Origin of the sequence: Methanothrix thermoacetophila PT (assembly GCF_000014945.1) — an archaeon.
Classification (GTDB): domain Archaea; phylum Halobacteriota; class Methanosarcinia; order Methanotrichales; family Methanotrichaceae; genus Methanothrix_B; species Methanothrix_B thermoacetophila.
The window spans coordinates 1,246,577-1,266,033 of the sequence record NC_008553.1; the positions used below are offsets into that span (position 1 = coordinate 1,246,577).

At 55.0% G+C, this 19,457-nt stretch carries 16 protein-coding genes; 5 read left to right on the forward strand and 11 right to left on the reverse strand.

What is annotated here, in order from left to right; genetic code table 11:
• Positions 1 to 268: 268 nt before the first annotated feature.
• Complete coding sequence (gltA, locus tag MTHE_RS06055; protein ID WP_011696338.1) at positions 269 to 1,642, forward strand: NADPH-dependent glutamate synthase; 1,374 nt, start codon at positions 269 to 271, stop codon at positions 1,640 to 1,642.
• On the opposite strand, the gene MTHE_RS06060 is transcribed toward gltA, so the two are convergent.
• The 3 genes from MTHE_RS06060 to MTHE_RS06070 all read right to left on the reverse strand — a co-directional run bounded on the left by MTHE_RS06060 (position 1,607) and on the right by MTHE_RS06070 (position 5,842).
• Positions 1,607 to 3,751, reverse strand: a complete 2,145-nt coding sequence (locus MTHE_RS06060; protein ID WP_175265863.1) for an oligosaccharyl transferase, archaeosortase A system-associated — start codon at positions 3,749 to 3,751, stop codon at positions 1,607 to 1,609. The two genes, gltA and MTHE_RS06060, sit on opposite strands and share 36 nt — an antisense overlap.
• Before the next feature lie 437 nt (positions 3,752 to 4,188).
• Complete coding sequence (locus tag MTHE_RS06065) at positions 4,189 to 5,010, reverse strand: DUF63 family protein (protein WP_011696340.1); 822 nt, start codon at positions 5,008 to 5,010, stop codon at positions 4,189 to 4,191.
• Between the two features lie 97 nt (positions 5,011 to 5,107).
• A complete protein-coding gene (locus MTHE_RS06070) occupies positions 5,108 to 5,842 on the reverse strand; it encodes a dihydromethanopterin reductase (acceptor) (RefSeq protein ID WP_011696341.1) in 735 nt (244 codons plus the stop codon).
• A gap of 86 nt (positions 5,843 to 5,928) precedes the next feature.
• On the opposite strand from MTHE_RS06070, the gene MTHE_RS06075 reads away from it, so the two are divergent.
• Positions 5,929 to 6,318: a Mut7-C RNAse domain-containing protein gene (locus MTHE_RS06075; RefSeq protein ID WP_268741189.1), complete on the forward strand. Its 390-nt coding sequence runs from the start codon at positions 5,929 to 5,931 to the stop codon at positions 6,316 to 6,318.
• On the opposite strand, the gene MTHE_RS06080 is transcribed toward MTHE_RS06075, so the two are convergent.
• Entirely contained in the window at positions 6,299 to 6,883 is a 585-nt protein-coding gene (locus tag MTHE_RS06080; RefSeq protein ID WP_011696343.1) for a transglutaminase-like domain-containing protein, read from the reverse strand. The genes MTHE_RS06075 and MTHE_RS06080 overlap by 20 nt on opposite strands.
• Positions 6,884 to 7,214: 331 nt before the next feature.
• On the opposite strand from MTHE_RS06080, the gene xseB reads away from it, so the two are divergent.
• A complete protein-coding gene (gene xseB, locus MTHE_RS06085) occupies positions 7,215 to 7,463 on the forward strand; it encodes an exodeoxyribonuclease VII small subunit (RefSeq protein ID WP_011696344.1) in 249 nt (82 codons plus the stop codon).
• A 160-nt stretch (positions 7,464 to 7,623) separates the two neighbouring features.
• Here the strand turns inward: xseB and MTHE_RS06090 are convergent, their stop codons facing one another.
• The 6 genes from MTHE_RS06090 to MTHE_RS06115 form a co-directional block, all read right to left on the reverse strand.
• On the reverse strand, positions 7,624 to 8,076 hold the full coding sequence (locus MTHE_RS06090) for a HEAT repeat domain-containing protein (protein ID WP_011696345.1): 453 nt from the start codon (positions 8,074 to 8,076) through the stop codon (positions 7,624 to 7,626).
• A gap of 14 nt (positions 8,077 to 8,090) precedes the next feature.
• Positions 8,091 to 8,678 carry an indolepyruvate ferredoxin oxidoreductase subunit beta gene (gene iorB, locus MTHE_RS06095; RefSeq protein WP_011696346.1) on the reverse strand — a complete coding sequence of 196 codons (588 nt, stop codon included), beginning with the start codon at positions 8,676 to 8,678 and terminating at the stop codon, positions 8,091 to 8,093.
• Entirely contained in the window at positions 8,675 to 10,459 is a 1,785-nt protein-coding gene (gene iorA / locus MTHE_RS06100) for an indolepyruvate ferredoxin oxidoreductase subunit alpha (RefSeq protein WP_011696347.1), read from the reverse strand. The genes iorB and iorA overlap by 4 nt, the downstream gene beginning before the upstream one ends.
• Before the next feature lie 172 nt (positions 10,460 to 10,631).
• On the reverse strand, positions 10,632 to 11,915 hold the full coding sequence (gene thiC / locus MTHE_RS06105; RefSeq protein WP_011696348.1) for a phosphomethylpyrimidine synthase ThiC: 1,284 nt from the start codon (positions 11,913 to 11,915) through the stop codon (positions 10,632 to 10,634).
• A 388-nt stretch (positions 11,916 to 12,303) separates the two neighbouring features.
• Positions 12,304 to 12,507, reverse strand: coding sequence for a hypothetical protein (locus tag MTHE_RS06110; RefSeq protein ID WP_011696349.1), 204 nt, complete (start codon positions 12,505 to 12,507; stop codon positions 12,304 to 12,306).
• A gap of 508 nt (positions 12,508 to 13,015) precedes the next feature.
• Positions 13,016 to 13,819: a hypothetical protein gene (locus tag MTHE_RS06115; protein WP_011696350.1), complete on the reverse strand. Its 804-nt coding sequence runs from the start codon at positions 13,817 to 13,819 to the stop codon at positions 13,016 to 13,018.
• A 311-nt stretch (positions 13,820 to 14,130) separates the two neighbouring features.
• Between MTHE_RS06115 and MTHE_RS06120 the strand changes: the two genes are divergently transcribed.
• Positions 14,131 to 15,990: a threonine--tRNA ligase gene (locus MTHE_RS06120; RefSeq protein WP_011696351.1), complete on the forward strand. Its 1,860-nt coding sequence runs from the start codon at positions 14,131 to 14,133 to the stop codon at positions 15,988 to 15,990.
• On the opposite strand, the gene MTHE_RS06125 is transcribed toward MTHE_RS06120, so the two are convergent.
• On the reverse strand, positions 15,977 to 18,601 hold the full coding sequence (locus MTHE_RS06125; RefSeq protein WP_011696352.1) for an S-layer protein domain-containing protein: 2,625 nt from the start codon (positions 18,599 to 18,601) through the stop codon (positions 15,977 to 15,979). The two genes, MTHE_RS06120 and MTHE_RS06125, sit on opposite strands and share 14 nt — an antisense overlap.
• A gap of 60 nt (positions 18,602 to 18,661) precedes the next feature.
• On the opposite strand from MTHE_RS06125, the gene cfbC reads away from it, so the two are divergent.
• A complete protein-coding gene (cfbC, locus tag MTHE_RS06130; RefSeq protein ID WP_011696353.1) occupies positions 18,662 to 19,456 on the forward strand; it encodes a Ni-sirohydrochlorin a,c-diamide reductive cyclase ATP-dependent reductase subunit in 795 nt (264 codons plus the stop codon).
• The last annotated feature ends 1 nt before the right edge of the window (position 19,457 follow it).

Consider the following 19,457-nt stretch of genomic DNA (forward strand, 5'->3'; position numbering starts at 1 on the left):
AGATAAAGACATCCTCTGACCGAAAGTCCAGATGTGGTTGATGACGTATAGATTTATCGGTGGTTCTTCCCTGTGATTCAGCGGATCAGCAATCTTGCACAAGATGCAGAAAGCGGTTGATGTAGGTGTACAGAGCTTCCCCCTCAGACGATTCAGCTTCATGAGCCACGCTGGTGTGTTTTATAACATGATCAATATTTTGTATCTAACCGAACGCCTGCATGTATCCGTCAGCTATTTGTCAGAGACCCATCATCTGGGTTGCAGAATGTCGCCCAGAGTGAAGATGCCAAAGCAGACCCCTGAGTTGAGGCGCAGGAACTTCTCAGAGGTGGCTCTAGGGTACAGTAAAGAGGATGCTCTTCGGGAGGCTGATAGATGCCTCGGGTGCAAGAAGCCCGGATGTGTAGAGGGCTGCCCTGTCGGCGTTGAGATCCCGCAGTTCATAGATGCGCTGAGGAGGGGCGATGCTGATGAGGCGCTCAGAATAATCAAGCGCAGGAACAGCCTTCCCGGGATATGCGGCAGGGTCTGCCCTCAGGAGGAGCAGTGCGAGAGCAGATGTGTTCTCGCCAGGAAGGACGAGCCTATCGCGATAGGGAGGCTTGAGAGGTACGCAGCCGACTTCGGTCGTGATTGCAGGAGAGCCAGGGAAAGCACAAAAGGGAAACGCATCGCGATCGTCGGCTCCGGGCCTGCAGGGCTCACATGCGCAGCGGATCTCGCACTGATGGGTCATGATGTAACAATATTCGAGGCGCTCCACGAGGCTGGTGGCGTTCTCACCTATGGGATACCGGAGTTCAGGCTGCCCAAGAGCATCGTGAAGAGAGAGGTCGATTACGTTAGATCTCTCGGTGTCAAGATCGAGCTCGACGCTGTCGTGGGCAGGACTGTGGGGGTCCAGGATCTTCTTAGAGAATACGATGCCATCTTCCTGGGCATAGGCGCTGGAGCCCCACGATTTCTGAACATACCTGGCGAGAATCTCGGCGGGATATACTCTGCAAATGAGTATCTCACAAGAATCAATCTGATGAAGGCATACATGTTCCCCGACTTCGACACCCCGATAAATAAAGGCAGGAAGGTCGCTGTCATTGGGGGAGGCAACGTCGCCATGGATGCGGCCAGATCCGCTCTGCGGCTCGGGGCAGTTGAGGTGCATATAGTCTATCGGAGATCGGAGGCCGAGATGCCCGCGAGGCTCGAGGAGATCGAGAACGCGAAGGAAGAGGGCGTGATATTCGATCTCCTCACGAACCCGGTCGCGTTCGAGGGCGATGGGATGGTCCGGGCGATGGAGTGTGTCAGGATGGAGCTTGGGGAGCCTGATGCCAGCGGCAGGAGAAGGCCTGTTGAGAAAAAGGGCTCCGAGTTCACCATGGAGATCGACACAGCGATCATAGCGATCGGCACAACCCCAAATCCTCTCGTGCTAAGAAGTGTTCCAGGTCTGAGGACAACAAGATGGGGGACTGTGGATGTGGATGAGAGGGGAAGGACGTCGATCGAGCGGATATGGGCTGGGGGGGATATCGCAACAGGAAGCGCGACCGTTATAAGCGCAATGGGCGCGGGGAAGAGGGCAGCATTCGACATCGACTCATGGCTCAGGGACGGCGGAGAGTGGCGCCCCTAGCTCCACGATCCTGCCCTTCAGGACATCCTCCTCAGTGACGTTCACGAGCGTCACATCTCCCCAGCCATCGGTGGCCGGTGTGATCTCCACAATCTGGTAGGGTCCGGCTGCTTTTATGCCATACGCACCCTCAGTTGAGTACGGAACCCTGATCTCGTAGCTCCCGTTGCGCGGGACAGCGTAGTTCACGTACTGGAAGGGCCTGCCAAGGTTTGAGCTGAGGTTCAGGACAGCGACAACGATCGTATCATCCCTCGCACTTCCCCTTATGACCGCTCCGGGGACGCACTCGAAGATCTTGACCATTGCAGCTAGCCTTCCACCATACGGCCCTGCAAAGCTCCTGGACTCGTGGATGAGACGGAAGTGCTCCATGTAGCTGCAGTCATCGAGATGCAAACCCGTGAGCATCGTTCTGTTGAGCCGCTCCAGATTGTGCACGACCACCATTCCGTTTTTTGTGTAGATCATTTGATAGCTGGACGGATCCTCGCCGAGCCAGCTGCATATCGCCTGGAGCTTCCCGTAGATCATTGTGAGATCCGTGATCACGTATCTGGCGCGCCTTTCGTTCAGAATTTCGAGGGCGGATTCCTCGTCCTCGGACAAAAAGAACCTCGATCCTTCCAGGACACCGGTCTGGAAGTTGTTTGCAACCACAGGACGCTCTCCGATGTAGACTATCCAGTTCCCGTAGTCCCACCAGCACATCACACTGTACTCAGGGACCTGGAACGGCTCATCGAAGTAGCTTGTCTGAGGTGTACTGTTTCTGAGCCATTGCAGCGACTCAACCCAGTCCTGGGTGATCGCGGGCTCAGAGCTGACTATGCCAGGGAGATCCATGATGGGAAGAAATATCATGATGGCAAGAGCCGCTCCGGCGATAAACCTGCGCGATGGGTATGACCTGGTCCATATGATCGCCCTGATGAGCAGCAGAGCCATCAGTATGGGGCCGACTGTTGATGAGACATAGATGAACCTCTTCTGGCCGAATGTCAGGGCGAGCGCCAGGACTGCCCAGATCAGAAGGAGAAGTCTGGCATCTCTACTAACACTCGCCACCGTCTCATAAAGGAGAACAGCTGCCCCCAGAATGTACAGCAGGAGCCAGAGGATCAGTGGTGTGAAGGGGTCTGTATTGACAAAGAGCGGCTCGGCCTCCGCTATCTTTCCCGTCATCCCCCCTCCGATCAGGTAGACCACGGCGCTTTGGATCCTGCTGTAGTTGATGAAGATGATTATCAGAGCAACCGCGAACAGGGATGCGGGCAGAACGATCCATGGCAGATCCTTTCTGAGAGCAAGCTTCTCTATGATGGTGGTCAGGAGAACGATGGCGGTTATGATTATTATGGACAGAAAAGATACATGCAGCCAGCTGCTGAAGCCGAATGGAAGGACGAGGACAGATGCGACAGCAAGGCACACGAGCAGGGGTCTGTAATCGAAGGCGCTATTCCCCCTCAGACTCAGAATGGCTCGCAGTACTGCAAATGATGGTATGATGAGAAGGTAGATTGGTGCCCCCGCCCATGTGTAGGCAAGAGCTGCCACTGCGATACCAGCACATATGCTCCAGATGTACCCTCCTCTGATTGTGTACAGCAGGAGCAGCACTATCAAAGAGAAGAGAAGAATCTCAAGGCTGTGGTGGTCCGGCGAGCCGAATGACGTTCTGATGACGCTGTAAGGGCATACCGCCAGGAGGAAGGCAGAGACCAAAGCGGTTTTAACATCAAAAACCTCCCTGGCAATGGCATAAACAACCACCACAAGAACGCCGCCCAGGATCGGGGAGATCACCGCTGCGACTGCTTCCACAGATCTGTCGCCGATCAGAGGCGTGACGAGATGCGCAATGGCTGCGACAGCGATATCGAATAGAGGCGGCCATGTTATCTCAAGGCCGTGAGGGTAGTTTATGTACGAATCGAACCAGAGCGTCTGCGGGAAGTGGTGAAATGTGTAAAATATTCTTCTGAGATGGTAGTACTCGTCATAACCATCGAAGATCGTATCGCCCCTGTACAGTGCAGGAGCCAGCCTTATGGCCAGGCTGAGCATCACAGCGGTTGCAAGGAGTGCAGCATCTCGTCGGTTCATGTAACCTCCTGGGGTGTGGGATCGCGGAAACACCGGCCTGAATGCTGAGCAATTGACGCGGATCATCCAGATGATTATCGACGTTGCGTGCTCTTGCTCATGACCGGCGCGGCCTTTGCGGGGCAATTGACGCGGATCATCCAGATGATTATCGACTCCCGCTGTATCCTGCCAGGATATTGATAATCTTTTAGGTGCGGGCTTCCGGATCCTGTACAGAGATATTCATGCAGAATGGCAGCCTGCAACGGACGTGTCCGAATAAGGATTAGGTGTTTATGATGTGCAGAAGAGGGGAATATCAGATTTCTGGCCACAGCTCTTATCCGGACAGGTCCCTGGCAAGAATCGCAAAAAGTATTGGCGCATCCCTTGATGACGGTTTGGTAATTCGCGCCTCTCCGGCGGTTCTATGATTTCGCTGCTTATCATAGCCATCATATCCCGAGCATCATTCGCAGCGTGTTCCTTGTGGCGGGTGCAAGCCCCAGGACCAGCAGCGTCAGCACAAGAATGCCCATAATATCCCTATCATTCCTGAGGGATTCATCCAGTATGACAAGCAGCGGCAGAAGTACGATCAGCTTTAGGGGGTACATCACTGCCGCGCTTCCAGCAGTGTGTATGAGCAGTGTGGGGACGACATGCTTCTCCTCATAGCCCAGCCAGTCGACCCCGATGTAGGTCGAGCTCGCATCGAGCATATGTGAGAGGATGACGGAGAGCGCGCATCTCCTCATCGAAAGACTGTGTGGCAGGATTTGTAATAGAATGTACACACAGCCGGTGATCGATGATCCCAGAGCTACGACAGCCAGTGGCACCCATGCATGCTGCACGCCCTCTCTGATGAGCAGAAGCAGATTCAGGGCGCTCCATGAGATGCCAACAGCAGAGTACAGCCTGTAGCCGCCTGTGAGCCTTCTGGATATGAAGAGCGCGAGAAGAGTCACAGATGCCACAAGAATGTAGATGAGAGGCGTTATCAGGAGGTAGCTGAGCGGCGGATCGATCAGCTCCGCGTCCTCAATGACGCGTAGCGAGGAGCCTGCGATTATGTAGGGAGCAGTTGCGAGTATAAATCTGCTGTTGACCTCGATACCATATCTCCTGAACGCCCTCTGTATCAGAACTATGAAAACGCCCAGTACGATCGCCCATGTCACAGTGTTCACCGGATTGTATCCGCTGTCGTTGATTATCGGCTCCACGTAGTATCTCTGTACGAAATGAACGATCTGACTACTCAAGGAGTTCATCCAGATACCTCACTACAGCAGATCCCGGATCCCAGCGCGGCATTTGAGCGCGTCGATCCGCTACTCTGTCAGAGGGACCATCACATCAAAGGCGTTATTATGCACCCGCACTTGGGGGGTGCCTGCCGGTCGCAGTCTTCGCAACAGCCTCAGGTATCTCCTCAGGGGACTCCAGGATCGTGTAGCCCCTCTCCCTGAGCATCTCGATGTTCCTCTGATCTATGCCTCTCCGTCTGACGTTCATCCTCACAGCATCTATTGCGCTGCTGCTGCATAAAGGCAGACAGGTCCCACAGCCATCGCAGCGCATCAGGTCTATGGAGCGAACGCCATCTCCAGATATCGCACCCTGTGGGCAGGCGGTCTGCGGAGGACAGATCTCACATGCATTGCACATCTCTCTGTTCACAGCATACGGCGCTCTCGTCACCGCTTCCCTCACATCAGTCGGCAGCACCAGCACCGGCACCTGCGCCTTCTCGGCGAGCGCAGCCGCATTCGTGACTATTGTATCCGAGATCCCGCATGCGATCTTCGCCACTGTATTCGATGTGGCAGGCGCGATGAGGAGCAGGTCATACCTTCCTATCATGAGCCTTCCAGTCATCGGAAAGCTCCTTCCAGACTCGCTCTCCAGGAAGATCTCCTCCAGGTAGCCGCCTCCAGAGATCTCACGGAGTTCCTCGAGCAGCCCGTACATCCGCAAAACCTCCTCACCTGCTTTCGAGACAAACGTGCATACCCTGTGTTGGGCTGCGACCTCTCGCATCGCCCTCACGCTCTCAGCCAGGTACTGGCCGCCGCCGGTTATACCCCATGCAACCCTTCTCATCCGGATAACGGTTGATCCAGAGGATATATATCTGGTGCAGGTTGTTATAGTGAGCTTGCGGAGGCCTCCATACGGCTGAGTTTGTGGTGGATCACATGCTGATGCGCCTGGGAAGATGGCTCAGGCTTGCAGGGCATGATGTGGAGAATCCCAGATCGATGAGCGATGTCGACCTCATCGCGCAGGCAGGGGATAGGAGAACACTGCTCACGCGCGACAGGTCTCTGGCAGAGCTGTGCGAGAGGGAAGGGGTGAGATGCATCCTCATCAGATCATCACATATCGATGAACAGCTGAGAGAGGTGCGGGGGAGGGGCATCGACCTCAGCCTAAATCCGGAGAGATGCACAATCTGCAATGGCGAACTTCTCGATATGGGGAATGGAAGATGGATGTGCTCCGAGTGCGGGAAGATCTACTGGCGGGGATCTCACTGGCGTGGGATCGAGGCGCGGCTCAGATCTCTGGGCTCCTAGGGCGGTACCCGCCGGGGATCTCCCTGGAGCTGATGTATTCTGAGAGGCGTATCTCACTGGGCGCTATCGACCACATGTGGTTGCGGTTGAAGCAGAGCTGGGGCTCATATCGATCCCCGCTTCCTTGCTCTGTGAACGGATCTGCAGGAGGCAGCCTCTGCGGAATCGAATTTAATGTGCTCTCCAGCAGGCACCAGGTACCGCTCTCGTTCTGGTAGACAACCCAGCAGTGACCGTATGCTGTGTTTCTCGTGAAGACCCTCCCAATCACAACCCTGACGCAGTGTTCGCTTATCCCACTGGCGATCATAAGCGTGGCGAGCAGAAACGACGAATCCTCACAGTCACCCCTGCGCAGGGTGAGGGTCTCTGCAGGAAACAGCCAGAAGTCGGGCATGCCAAATGCCTTTTTATCTGAGACGTACTCGATATTCTCAGCCACATACTTCCAGACCTTCCATGCCCTTTCGTCAAAAGTCCCCGCTGCCCTCGATGCCGGAAGATTCATCTCCTTCAGGGCGAGCTTGATGACCTCGCTGTCCGGATACGATATCCACTCCCTCACATCTGTGGGGATGAATACATTCTCGTTCCCCAGAACAGCCCTCTTGCTCCAGACTATTGTATCCCTGACGATCGTATCGCCAGCCCAGTTGTATCTCAGAGCTACCCCCTCCAGAGAAACTAGATCTTTGATTATATTTAAATTTATCTACTGTAATGATCTTTGCTGCACAGGGAAATTGCCAAGGGAATAACAGATTTATAGTAATCCTCGATAATACCCAGCGCTGTCCAGCGCCGTTACACACCAATCTCGTCTCCAAAACTGCACATACAATGCGACAGTCGCATCTGCCAGTACCCGCTATTGTGGTGGCTGGCTGCTCTGTGTAATGCAGTCCTGGATATCAGAAAAATATCGGAGCGTGGTTGAGATATCAGAGCAATCCCTTGAGAGCGCTTTGAATGAGCTGGAGGAGATCGTCAGGGAGCTTGAATCCGGCAGGCTCTCACTTGACGAGAGCCTGGAGCTCTTCGAGCGGGGCGTCCGGCTCGTGAGGATCTGCAGCTCTAAAATAGAGGGCGCAGAGCGCAGAATAGAATCGCTTACAGGCGCAATACCCGAGGACCTGCTCGAATGAATTATCGGCGAAGAAATGCGTCCGGGCGGCGGTTGCGCTTACCACATGAGCATCACATGGTTAAGACCGGACGCATCGCACGGGACAATCTCACGACGGCGAAGGCTAGCGAAAATATGATGGACTGCGGAAAATCCCGACCATCCACCGTCATCATCGATCACTTCTTCTGGCCAATGACCCCCATTGCCATCAGCGATGCCTTTGCCTGGATTCTCACGACCATATTCTCATCGTCCATCGCCTTCTGAAGCGGCTCTATCGCCCTGGGGTCCTTCAGCTCACCGAGCACCCATGCAGCCCCGGCCCGTATCTCTTCATCAGGGTCGTTCAGCGCCTCCAGAACTCTGTCGAGGACCGCTGTGCCCCTCTCGGAGAGCCTGACCATCGCGTTGCTTCTCACAACATAATCCTCATCCTTCATCGCCTGGATGAGGGCCTCGACGACTTCCGGTCCCTCTCTGGCGGACAGAATGCTCACAGCGTTCGACCTGACGAGCATGTTCTTGTCTCTGGTCGCCTCTATGAGACGGTCTGTGGGCCACGATTCATCGGGCAGGACCTCGGGGATCTCTGGCTCATCCACTTGGTTTTTATCGGGGTTCATCTCCATGCTCAGACATCCAGTTATCCGGATACTTCAGCCTTTCCCAGCTCGAACGCCTTCAGGTTGACATCTAGATACTTCGCTGGAACAGAGTCCCTGAGCGCATCCAGGATCAGAGCCTCCTCGATCGGCATGAATCTGGACATGGCTCCGAGCATCACGATGTTTGCTGTCTGCGAATTTCCCGCCCTTTCAGCGATCTCTGTCGCATTCATGGATATCACCCGTCCGACGCCTCTCAGCGGAGCGAGTATCTCCTCGATATCCGGGTATCTGAAGTGGCCCGTAGTGACCGTCGTAGGAAGCACGGGCTTTGTATTCACAAGCGCAACGCCACCGCTTGAAAGATATCTCCCATACCTGAGAGCCTCAGCAGGCTCGAGAGCGACGAGAAGATCTGCGCCGCCCTCAGGGACCATCGGGCCGTAGATGCATCCGAGGCGTGTGTGGTTTATGACGCTCCCGCCCCGCTGTGCCATGCCGTGTGTCTCCGCAGCCCTCACGGGGAGCCCTGCCTTCAATGCCGCCCTGCCTATGATCTCGGAGATGAGAATCACGCCCTGTCCGCCGACCCCCACAATCACTATGTCGCACTTCGATGTTCTCATTTCACCACCTCTATCGCGCCCTTCGGGCAGATCTGCGCGCACACGCCGCACCCGGTGCAGAGCTGATTGATGGACGCCTTCTCATCGAACTCTATGGCTGGGCAGTCGAATTCGAGACACTGCCTGCAACCCACACACTCATCGGTGACCCTGTAGCGCCTGAACCTCTCACCCTTTCTTCTGAGCAGTATCCTGCACGGTGCTCTCGATATCACCACAGAGAGCCCTGCGAAATCCCTCGCACGCGCGAATGCGTTGATGCTCTCCTCCAGGCTGTACGGATCGATGCATTCGACATGCCCAGCGCCGAGTGCTTTCGCTATCCCCTCGAGCGAGATGCGCACACTCTCCTCTCCTGTCGCTGTCTTCCCTGTGCCAGGATGTGGCTGATGGCCGGTCATCGCGGTCGTCGAGTTGTCGAGTATCGCTATGGTCATTCTTGATTTGTTGTACGCTGCGTTCAGCAATCCCGTCATGCCAGCATGCAGGAATGTCGAGTCACCTATGCAGCAGCATATCGGCCGCTCGTCGCCGCCGAACCTGATGCCCGAGCCGATTGTGATGCTGGCGCCCATGCACAGGCACGTGTCCACAGTGCCCATCGAGATCCCGATGGTGTAGCATCCGATGTCGTTGGTGTATATCGCGTCCTTTCCGAACGCCTTTCGCATGGCGTAGTACGCAGCTCTGTGCCCACATCCCGGGCAGAGCGATGGCGGCCTAGGCGGTACGATCTCGGTGCCGGGGAGATCCTTCGGCACGATAGCGCTCATGCCAAGCATCCTCGCGATCGCATTTCTCACTGTGAGGAGATCCAGCTCGCCAGCTCTGGGGACATCCCCGCTTTTCTTTCCGAGGATCTGAAGCTCAGGATTACAGCGTCTCGCCACAATCTCGACCTGCTCCTCAACTACAGGCTCCATCTCCTCGATTACCATAACTTTAGAGGTATGCTTCACGATCTCCTCGATCTGGCGCGACGGAACTGGATACGTGCCTATGCGGAGAAGGGATAGATCTGCACCAAGATTTGCCAGAGCCTCCTCTGCGTAGAGCCCTCCTATGCCGGAGGATATCACACCAACATCTCCTTTCAGCGCAAGCCTGTTCCAGGGAGCGGATTCGATCTCTCTCTCCATGTCTTTCTGCTTATCGATCAGCTCCCTGTGGAGCCTCCTCGCATTTACTGGCAGGGAGACGCGTCGGGCAGGATCCTTTCTGAATCCCCGACCCCTTCTCCTGCCCTCAGGAATCTCGCCCGTCTCAACATCAGACCTCGCGTGCGAGACCCGCGTTGTGGGGCGGAGGAGCACCGGCACGCCGAAACGCTCTGAGAGCTCGAAGGCGTAGATCGTCATGTCCTTCGCCTCCTGGGGATCTGCGGGATCGAGGCATGGAACAGATGCGAACTGCGCGTACCGCCTTGTGTCCTGCTCGTTCTGAGAGGAGTGGCAGTACGGATCATCAGCGGAGACTATGACGAGCCCCGCGTCGACCCCGAGATACGCCAGCGTCATGAAAGGGTCAGCCGCTACATTCAGGCCGACGTGCTTCATCGTCGCGACGGATCTCGTTCCAGCCCAGGACCCGCCTATTGCGACCTCAAGAGCTGCCTTCTCATTGACAGACCATTCGACGTGAATGTCATACCTGGATGCGATACCTGAAAGGGTATCTATGATCTCAGATGAGGGGGTCCCTGGATAGCCGGCTGCAAGTCCAGCACCTGCCTCCAGGATTCCTCTTGCGATTGCCACATTGCCCAGAAGATATTCTCGCATGGAAAGCCCTTCCTGGTGGTAGCCTGTGCTTATGATTTATAGATCCAGTGGCTGGATCGGGATATCTGCATATCGTCCTGATAGTCTCTGTGATCATTGAAGATCCATGTGCTGAGAGCTGGGCTCATGCAGCAGGGGGCAGTCTCTCAGCAAACGCCAGGACGACTGACAGCTACTTGCTCAGGTTGATGCTGCTCTTTATTATCTTCAGAGCGCAGTAATCGCCGCACATCGTGCAGACCCTGCTATCAGCAGGCTCTCTCTCAGCCCTGATCTGCCTGGCCCTCTGCGGGTCCAGTGCCAGGTGAAACTGCATATCCCAGAGCAGATCTCTTCTTGCCCTCCCCATCTCCAGATCCCTGTCTCTTCTGCCGAGCTTGATCATATCCCCGATATAAGCAGCGATTCTTGCAGCGATTACACCCTCCCTGACATCCTCCGGAGTGGGGAGCGCAAGGTGCTCCGCAGGTGTGACGTAGCAGATGAAGTCTGCACCGTATGCGCTGGACAGGCTCGCCCCAATAGCAGCCACGATATGATCGTAGCCGGGAGCTATATCTGTCACCAGAGGACCCAGCATGTAAAACGGCCGCTCATCGGTCATGCGCTTCATGATCCTTATGTTCGCCTCTATCTCATCAACAGGTATGTGCCCCGGCCCCTCGACGATCGTCTGGACGCCTGCCGCCTGCGCTCTGTCCGCGAGCTCCGCATTGATTACAAGCTCCTGTATCTGAGCTCTATCCGTCGAGTCGTGAATCGCGCCCGCACGCATGCCGTTCCCGAGGCTAAGAGTCACCTCATGCTCCTTCAGTATCTCAAGAAGGTAGTCGAATTCGCTATACAGAGGGTTCTCCTTTTCGTTATGAAGCATCCAGGCTATCATGAACGCGCCCCCACGGCTGCAGAGCCCTCCGAACCTGCCGCCCTGCGCCTTCAGGCGCTCCAGGCAGATTCTGTTTATTCCTGTATGTATCGCCATGAAGTTGGTGCCCATCCGCGCCTGCTCATCCACAGCCCGGAACAGCTCGTCCTCTGTCATATCAACGCCTGCGCCGTGCTTCCTTATCGCCTCGATGAATGCCTGATAGAGCGGAACGCTGCCGACGCTGAGGCTCGTCACCTCTATCACCCTCCTCCGGATCTCGCGCAGGTCACCGCCTGTTGAGAGCTCCATCAGCGTGTCAGCCCCTGCGCTCTCCGCAACACGCGCCTTCTCGACCTCCATATCCACATCCACGATGTCAGAGCTCGTGCCTATGGATGCGTTCACCTTGGTGCGCAGGCCCTTTCCTATACCCACCGGCCTGGTCTCTCTGTATGGAGAGATGGGTATCACTATTCTTCCGCTTGCAATGCCTCTGCGTATGAACTCAGGACTCTTTCCCTCAGCCTGTGCCACTAGTCTCATCTCGTCATTCAGCCTTCCAGCTGCGGCATCCTCAAGCATTCCCATGCAATCACCAGCATACGAGACAACGGATTTTTATTTAAACTTTTTTAACAAAAAAAGTTTACAACCAGACAGATAATTTTGTGCGGTTCACGTGTGGCAGTTTGCCAAGCGGAGAGCAGCAAAACCTCGCATGTGATGGGATTGATGTGCCAAAAGGAAGGAAAGCGTTTTGAGATGCGGTCGGTCACGCCCAGAGACGATTTGGCACAGAATGTTAAACTCTCCATGCAGCGCTCTCATTTTAAACGCACGCGCTTATAAATGAAGTCGTCTCAAAATCCCCAGGCGTATTGATTTGTGTGGATTGTATTTCAGCGCATGGATCGATGGAGATCCGCATCGTTGCTTAAATAGTTTCGAGACGAATTCAATGTCTGAATCGGGCAGATCAGCTGCCGGACGAGAGCATATCAAGCTCTTTGGAGACCCTCTCGATCCTCTCCCGAAACTTCTCCCTGACCGCCTCTATCGCAAGATCTGCAAATCCTGTATCCTTGACAGCAGTTTCGAAGTCGCTTATGGCCTCCTCATAGGACTTTATGTAAACATACATCATGGCAAGGTACATGCTGCTCGTTTTGTTTATATCCATAACACCACCGGTTCCTGTATGCATGAGGCTCTGCAATTCAGAGAGTCGACTCAACATGTCGCAAATCCATGTACTTATAGACGATTCATCTAAATGCTATTGTATAGATAGCATGTTGAAACGTGGCAGCTGCCGGGAGATCGACATATCATCTGCGAGGTTGTCTCAGAATTGCATCGAAAATCTGCCCAGAGCTCGATTGTGCGGATCGGTGGTGCACAAGAGCTCTCGCACTCAAGCTGATGTACAATAGCGTTGGAGATTTTGATATGGCCTCTGCTCTTACAGTTACATACTCATGTGGCTGAGCATCCAGAATGAACAGCCGGAGGAGCCAAAGCAATCGACTTCATCCCCCACAGCACCGGTGCGCAGATCAGGGGGCACCGGTGCTGTGGGGGTACGCGTGACCTCCTCTCCTTTGGAGTTTGCGCCCTGTTATTCCAGGTGAGAGATGATACTGGTCTCCGGCTGCGGCACGTTCCTCTCGATTGGATCACATGCTGGATCATATTCTCAGCGTATACGACCTCCCTGCGACGAAGTATCTCGTCTGAATATAACGATATCCACCCTTGGATACCGCGATCTTGTGGTTCATATTGCCAAGAACCGTAAAGCTGATGGTCCCATCGATCGAGCCGTCATCGACATCTCTGTATCGATATGTGTCATCCACAACCACATCAAACCCTCTGAGCATGCCTGATGTCACGGTGATCAGGGCAAGCCCGCCGGAGCTCGGAGGAATGTACCCTCCACCGCCAACGTCAATGATCACAGCATTGCTCGGCAGGTTATCCTTTACAAAGAGGAGTATGTGTCGGCCAGGTGTATCTCCGTAGAAGCTCAGATAGCTGTATGTGTTGAACCAGTACCTCTTGGTATCCGTGCTTCCCCTTGGGTATATCTCGATGAGTTCTCCTGGCCCCGCATACGGCGTCGTTGCCACCAGCGAGACGCTGCCGCCCAGCGGGCATGTGGTGTACTGCCTCCAGACACCACCGTCTGCTACCCAGAGCGTGTTCGCCCCCGATATCATTGTTCTGTACGAGGTGAAGCTCATCTCTTCAGTGCCGAAGTAGACTGTCTGAGGCTGGTTATGCTCCAGGTCATAACTCATGAGCGCCTCCGGGGCAGAGTCGCTGGCAGGCCCTTCCTCGCTTACATATGCATAAGAGATCTCCCCGGAGACCGCAGCCTCTCCCTCGATCGGCCCCTCAGTCCACTCCTCCTCAGTCCACTCCTCAGCCGCCCCGGCTGAGAGCAAAAGTACCAGAATGAGTGGAAAAAGCATCTTCCATGGCGACATGGTACATAGTTATAATTTTATGTTATAAAAAATTTTGTGACCTGCCCGCCAGCTTGCATCTCTCGAGATCAGAACAGCCACCAACTCGGATTGAAAGAATGGTGTATCTGACATCTGGGTCGTGTACCCGTGCATCGTGTTCTGCATCCGACCTAGTTATCCTGCCGGAGAACACCGATCTCTGAGAGCTTCTTCGGTTCAGGTCCACGGCCGGAATTGGGCATCTTCTTCGCAGACCACATGCTGTAGCATGGCCATCGAAAGGTTTACTTACTGGGGGGCCATCCTCCCATCCGTATCGGGTGATACTATTGCAATTACTTCTGATACATTCAGACTTCATAGAGTTCGAGGCGAAGAAGCCAACAAAGTTCGCAGAGGAGGTGCCTGAGGAGGCGAGATCAGGCAGGCTTGACGAGGCACTCTGCGCATTCATTGCTGTGGAGAAGTTCGATGAGGATGATCCGGACGCTGTTGTGGCTCAGGCTGCCGGAGAGATCGAGGAGGTGGCAAAGAGGGTCAAAGCAGAGCGGATAATGCTCTATCCCTATGCACACCTGAGCTCCGCCCTTTCCTCACCAGAGACCGCTGTGCGCGTTCTCAGGGATCTTGAATCAACGCTGAAGAGCAGCTTCGAGGTCGCACGCGCACCCTTCGGATGGTACAAGTCCTTCACGATAAGATGCAAGGGCCATCCACTCTCAGAACTCTCAAGATCGATAAGAATCGGCGAGGGAGAGGTCGTATCCCAGGCTCTCAAATCCGAGGCCAAGGCTGTATCGCACTGGAGGATCATGAAGAAGGGCGGTGAGATGGTACCTCCGGAGGAGTTCGACTTCAGGGGGCACGAGCGGCTCGAGAAGTTCGTGAGATATGAGATAGAGAAGAGCCGTGCGGTCGACAGGATCCCGCCACATGTAGAGCTCATGCGACGTCTGGAGCTAGTCGACTATGAGCCCGGCTCCGATCCGGGCAACATGAGGTACTACCCGAAGGGCAGGCTCGTGAAGTCACTCCTGGAGAGCTACGTCACCGACAGGGCGCTCGAGATGGGCGCGATGGAGGTCGAGACTCCGGTGATGTACGACATGGACCATCCGACGCTGAAGAAGTACCTGGACAGGTTCCCGGCGAGGCAGTACGCGATAGAGGCTGATAAGAAACACCTCTTTCTCAGATTTGCCGCGTGCTTCGGCCAGTTCCTGATGGGGCATGATATGACATTTTCATACAGATCGCTCCCGCTCAGGATGTTCGAGCTCACCCGTTACAGCTTCAGAAGGGAGCAGCGCGGCGAGCTTGTCGGGCTCCGCAGGCTGAGGGCCTTCACAATGCCTGACATGCATACATTCTGTGGCGACATGAGCTCGGCCATGGAGGAGTTCCGGAAGCAGTACGAGGCCAGCATATCAGTGCTCAGGGACGCAGGTTTGGACCTGAAAGATTATGAGGTCGCAATAAGGTTCACGAAGGATTTCTACGAGAACAATAAAACGTTCATAGAGGGGCTTGTTGATATCGTGGATAAGCCTGTGCTCATAGAGATGTGGGATGAGCGCTTCTTCTACTTCGTGCTCAAGTTCGAGTTCAACTTCGTGGATGCGCTCGACAAGGCAAGCGCTCTATCTACGGTACAGATAGATGTCGAGAACGCGGAGAGGTACGATATCGGCTACGTGGACGCTGAGGGGAACAGGCAGAGGCCGATAATCCTTCACTGCTCGCCATCAGGCGCGATAGAGCGTCTGATGTACGCGCTTCTCGAGAAGCAGGCGATGATCGCTGCAAACGGCGGTCTCCCCATGCTTCCGACCTGGCTCTCGCCAACGCAGGTCAGGATCATACCGGTCGCGGAGCGCCACCATGCCAGGGCGATGGAGGTCGCGGAGCAGCTGAACTTCCGGGTGGATGTGGACGACAGGGATGAGACCGTGGGGAAGAAGATCAGAGATGCGGGAAGGGAGTGGGTGCCCTATGTCGCTGTCGTAGGGGACGAGGAGCTCTCCACAGGGCTTCTGACTGTGACTGTGAGGTCTGAATCAACATCCAACCAGAAAATCAAGATGAGCGTGGAGGAGCTCCGCGCCAGGCTCCAGAGCGAGACCGCGGGCAGGCCCTGGAGGAGGCTGCCCCTGCCGGTGAGGCTCTCCGAGAGGCCTAAGTTCGTCTGAGGCCTTTGCGCATTCTTTTTATGGCGATTCCCATCATGGCGGATGTGGTTATCGCCACAATCGAGGCGACAGCTCCAGGAGCTGGGATCTTGCTCCCCTCCGCAGTTTTCCGCCCGGTCGGCATATCGCCGTTCATGCTGTTATTCGCAGAACTTCCATTCTCATGAGTTTGGGATAAGAGGGGAAGGGTGCTGTAAATCGGGGAGGTGAGGTTGAATTTGGCACTTGCCACCGCCTCCCCCATTATGTTCTGCACCCTGAGCTGGAGCGTGTATCTGCCTGGAGCTGCTGGAACACGCTCGATATGCGGCTCCAGCGCGTTTATGTCGCCCACCAGCGTCTGGTTCTTTTGACCAACGACCGTGCTGTTGTTCCACAAGAAGAACGCGAGTCTGCTCCCTGAAGCAAACGACATGATCTGGCCCCTGGAGTAGTAGACTCTCCCATCGTTTCCAATTATCCTCTCAATCCTGCCCGCCTGGTCGAAGAAGACGCCCACGCTCGCAGAATAGGAATCGTTGATGTAAAGAATGGCACTCGTCGGGGTGATATCTGCATCTGGCACTACCATATCATTCATCACAGGCACAGTGCCGTTCCAGGTCCAATCAAACCTCCATGTGTCGCCCAATCCTCTGCCGGTGGAGATCTCCTTCAGCGACACAGTCCTTCCGGGAGGATCCATAACCTCCACGAGAGCACCCCTCATCTCGCCAGCCTTGACTGTGGCATTGAATGCGACAGGTGGTGCAGCATCAGACGGGACTCCCAGCTGGAGTATCCTCGGCATTGGAACGACGTATGCCACTGTGTATGGGAAGTACCTGAGGGTATCGTTGTCCGCGACCGCAAGATAGAGGCCCTTCGTCACGCCCGGATACTCCGGCCAGATCTCTACAGATGACCCCTTCCCCAGCGACTTCGACTCGTCATTCACCATGTAAATGCCCTTTGGAGTAGTGAATATCACCATATCTCCTATCTTGGAGCCGCCCTCTATCGGGAGGTAGATCTGATCTGAGATCTGGAAGACGCCATCTATGACCGCAATCTGTCTCTCTTTGTCCCTGAAGATCTCTCCTACATGAACTGCAAGTATCGGGAGATCCTTGATATCGAAGACGTCTTTCTTGTAGACATATGTCGAATTGGAGCTGATGGTGCTGTTGTCCACGATCCTGTTATCCTTGAGGAGACTCACGAAGATCCTGTCTTTGCCGACGTCTCTTATTAGAAGCGAGTATCCGTCCCTGAAGAAGTAGATGTTCCCAGATGTCGCTATGTCCTGAGCGTCTGTGTCTATCAGAACCCTCCCGAGGCGCTCGTAGTCGAACATGCTCTTCTCTCCGATCTCGGAGCTCGTGTTTCTGCCATATCCTGCAAACCAGAGCTCTCCGAACAGGCTCAGAACGTAATACTCTCCCCACGAATCGCGCTCGAAGCGTTTCGGCTGGATGTAAGTGTAGTACAGCAATCCCCTCATCGAGCCGACCACTGAGCCGTTCATCTCCACAGGCACAATCGGCCCGAACCTCGGGACGACACGTCTGGAGCTGCCGTTCAGGACGAACGTCTCGCTTCCGATCATATCCTCATCGTCAAAGTAGAAGCCGGCGTAGTTCCTGTAATCCCAGACGGTGCTGACATAAGCAGGTATGTCCTCGATGATCTTCTGGACATGCAGATCGCCCTCGTGGAAGACAGGCCCCCGTATTATGTACCTCCCGTACTCGGTGTATAATCCCACAGGGTAGTATCTGAGAGTGGGACTGTCCGTAACCCTGAGAGCGAGACCTCCGGCGATGTGAACCATGCTGTCGGGGCTCAGGGCTATATCATCGCTGTTCCTGAGCTCGATCCGATCCCCTGATATGTCGTTCACCTTCAGGAGTCCTATCGTTGCACCATCTGTGAGGACCACGGCTGGATGGGTGCTGACCTGGAAGATACCATCGACGTCCACCCTGTCCTCATCCCTGCCATGCATTCCGGAGCGGACGTGGATAAGTATCAGAGGAATATCGGTCTCTGGATGCTTCCAGACATACGTGCTGCCCTCCTCGACGACCGCGCGATCAACCGTTGAACCATCCATGAGCAGCTCTATGAACGCCTTTCTCCCGTCATCTGAGACGCTCTCAAGCGCCACAGTGTATCCATCACCGAGAATCAGAGGTCTCTCCGATGATATGGTGTAACGATCATCAGAATCTATCAGTACCTCCCGGAGCTCGCCCTTTTCGAGGGAGCTGATCTCCTCTGTAATCGGCCCCTCCGGATACCCTGCGAGGTACCTCTTCCCCAGGAACCCTATCCAGAGGTACCGTCCCCAGCTTTCGTACTCGAAGCGCTTCGCCACAGCTCTGCACGAGTATATCAAATTCCCTTCCTCGATCGTTCTCTCTGTGGGAATTATGGAAAGAGACTCGCTCCCCATGCCCTCCTTCAGGTCGTAGACGAACCATCCGAAGTCCTCTGCGTTCCACACCCCCTCCGCGGTTGCCATGTGGCCCCTGATCTCAGCTATCTCAGATGGCATCTGGCCTGCAGATACTCCTACCGTGATGAGCATGATGCTGAGAACAAGGCCAATCTGTCTCGGTGATCCCATTTGCCAGCCCTCTAGATAACTCCTTATATCTACTTCTCCATGAGCTACGCGGAGTCTGTCATGTCACCTATTAAGCATGTTGCCATCTACGGCAAGGGAGGTATTGGAAAGTCCTGCATAGCATCAAATGTGGCGGCTGCATGCGCCGAACGCGGGGTCAGGGTCCTGGTCGTCGGATGCGACCCGAAGAGCGACTCCTCGATAAATCTCATAGGACGAAGGATTCCCACGATGATGGACATGATCCGGGAGGGGAAGGAGATCCGTGAGGAGGATGTCGTCTTCACAGGATACAGAGGAGTGAGGTGCATAGAGGTCGGCGGCCCGGAGCCGGGAGTCGGATGCGCTGGCAGGGGAATAATAGTGGCAATAGATTTCCTTAGAAAGGTCTCCAGGATAATGGATGATGTAGACCTCGTGCTATATGACGTTCCCGGGGATATCGTGTGTGGTGGATTCTCAGCCCCGATAAGAAAGGGTCTCGTCACGGAGGCGTACATAATAACATCTGGGGAGTACATGCCTGTTTACGCTGCCAACAACATATGCAGGGGCCTGAAGCGGCTTGGGGCAAGGCTCGCCGGGGTCGTTTGCAACTCCAGGGATGTTGAGGGGGAGAGGGAGATCGTCGATGATTTCGCCAGGGCGATAGGTAGCAGGATGGTCGTGTTCATACCAAAAGATCCCGTTGTACAGAGGTGCGAGAGGAGAGCTGTAACGGTGATCGAGGGTGAGCCTGAAAGCAGCATCGCAGGGGTTTATCGCGCCCTCGCAGAGCATGTTCTGAGCTGTACGGATGCATCGGTGCCGGAGCCGCTCGACGACGAGAGTCTGCGTGAGATAACAAGGATGTGAA

Coding starts and splice junctions, on each gene's coding strand:
- iorA (WP_011696347.1), bottom strand. CDS start 10,459: ATGCGAGAATATCTTCTGGGCAATGTGGCAATCGCAAGAGGAATCCTG.
- thiC (WP_011696348.1), bottom strand. CDS start 11,915: ATGGGAATGCTTGAGGATGCCGCAGCTGGAAGGCTGAATGACGAGATG.
- MTHE_RS06065 (WP_011696340.1), bottom strand. CDS start 5,010: ATGAACTCCTTGAGTAGTCAGATCGTTCATTTCGTACAGAGATACTAC.
- MTHE_RS06070 (WP_011696341.1), bottom strand. CDS start 5,842: ATGAGAAGGGTTGCATGGGGTATAACCGGCGGCGGCCAGTACCTGGCT.
- MTHE_RS06125 (WP_011696352.1), bottom strand. CDS start 18,601: ATGGGATCACCGAGACAGATTGGCCTTGTTCTCAGCATCATGCTCATC.
- MTHE_RS06060 (WP_175265863.1), bottom strand. CDS start 3,751: ATGAACCGACGAGATGCTGCACTCCTTGCAACCGCTGTGATGCTCAGC.
- gltA (WP_011696338.1), top strand. CDS start 269: ATGTCGCCCAGAGTGAAGATGCCAAAGCAGACCCCTGAGTTGAGGCGC.
- MTHE_RS06115 (WP_011696350.1), bottom strand. CDS start 13,819: ATGTCGCCATGGAAGATGCTTTTTCCACTCATTCTGGTACTTTTGCTC.
- MTHE_RS06110 (WP_011696349.1), bottom strand. CDS start 12,507: ATGGATATAAACAAAACGAGCAGCATGTACCTTGCCATGATGTATGTT.
- MTHE_RS06090 (WP_011696345.1), bottom strand. CDS start 8,076: ATGGAGATGAACCCCGATAAAAACCAAGTGGATGAGCCAGAGATCCCC.
- iorB (WP_011696346.1), bottom strand. CDS start 8,678: ATGAGAACATCGAAGTGCGACATAGTGATTGTGGGGGTCGGCGGACAG.
- cfbC (WP_011696353.1), top strand. CDS start 18,662: ATGTCACCTATTAAGCATGTTGCCATCTACGGCAAGGGAGGTATTGGA.
- xseB (WP_011696344.1), top strand. CDS start 7,215: ATGCAGTCCTGGATATCAGAAAAATATCGGAGCGTGGTTGAGATATCA.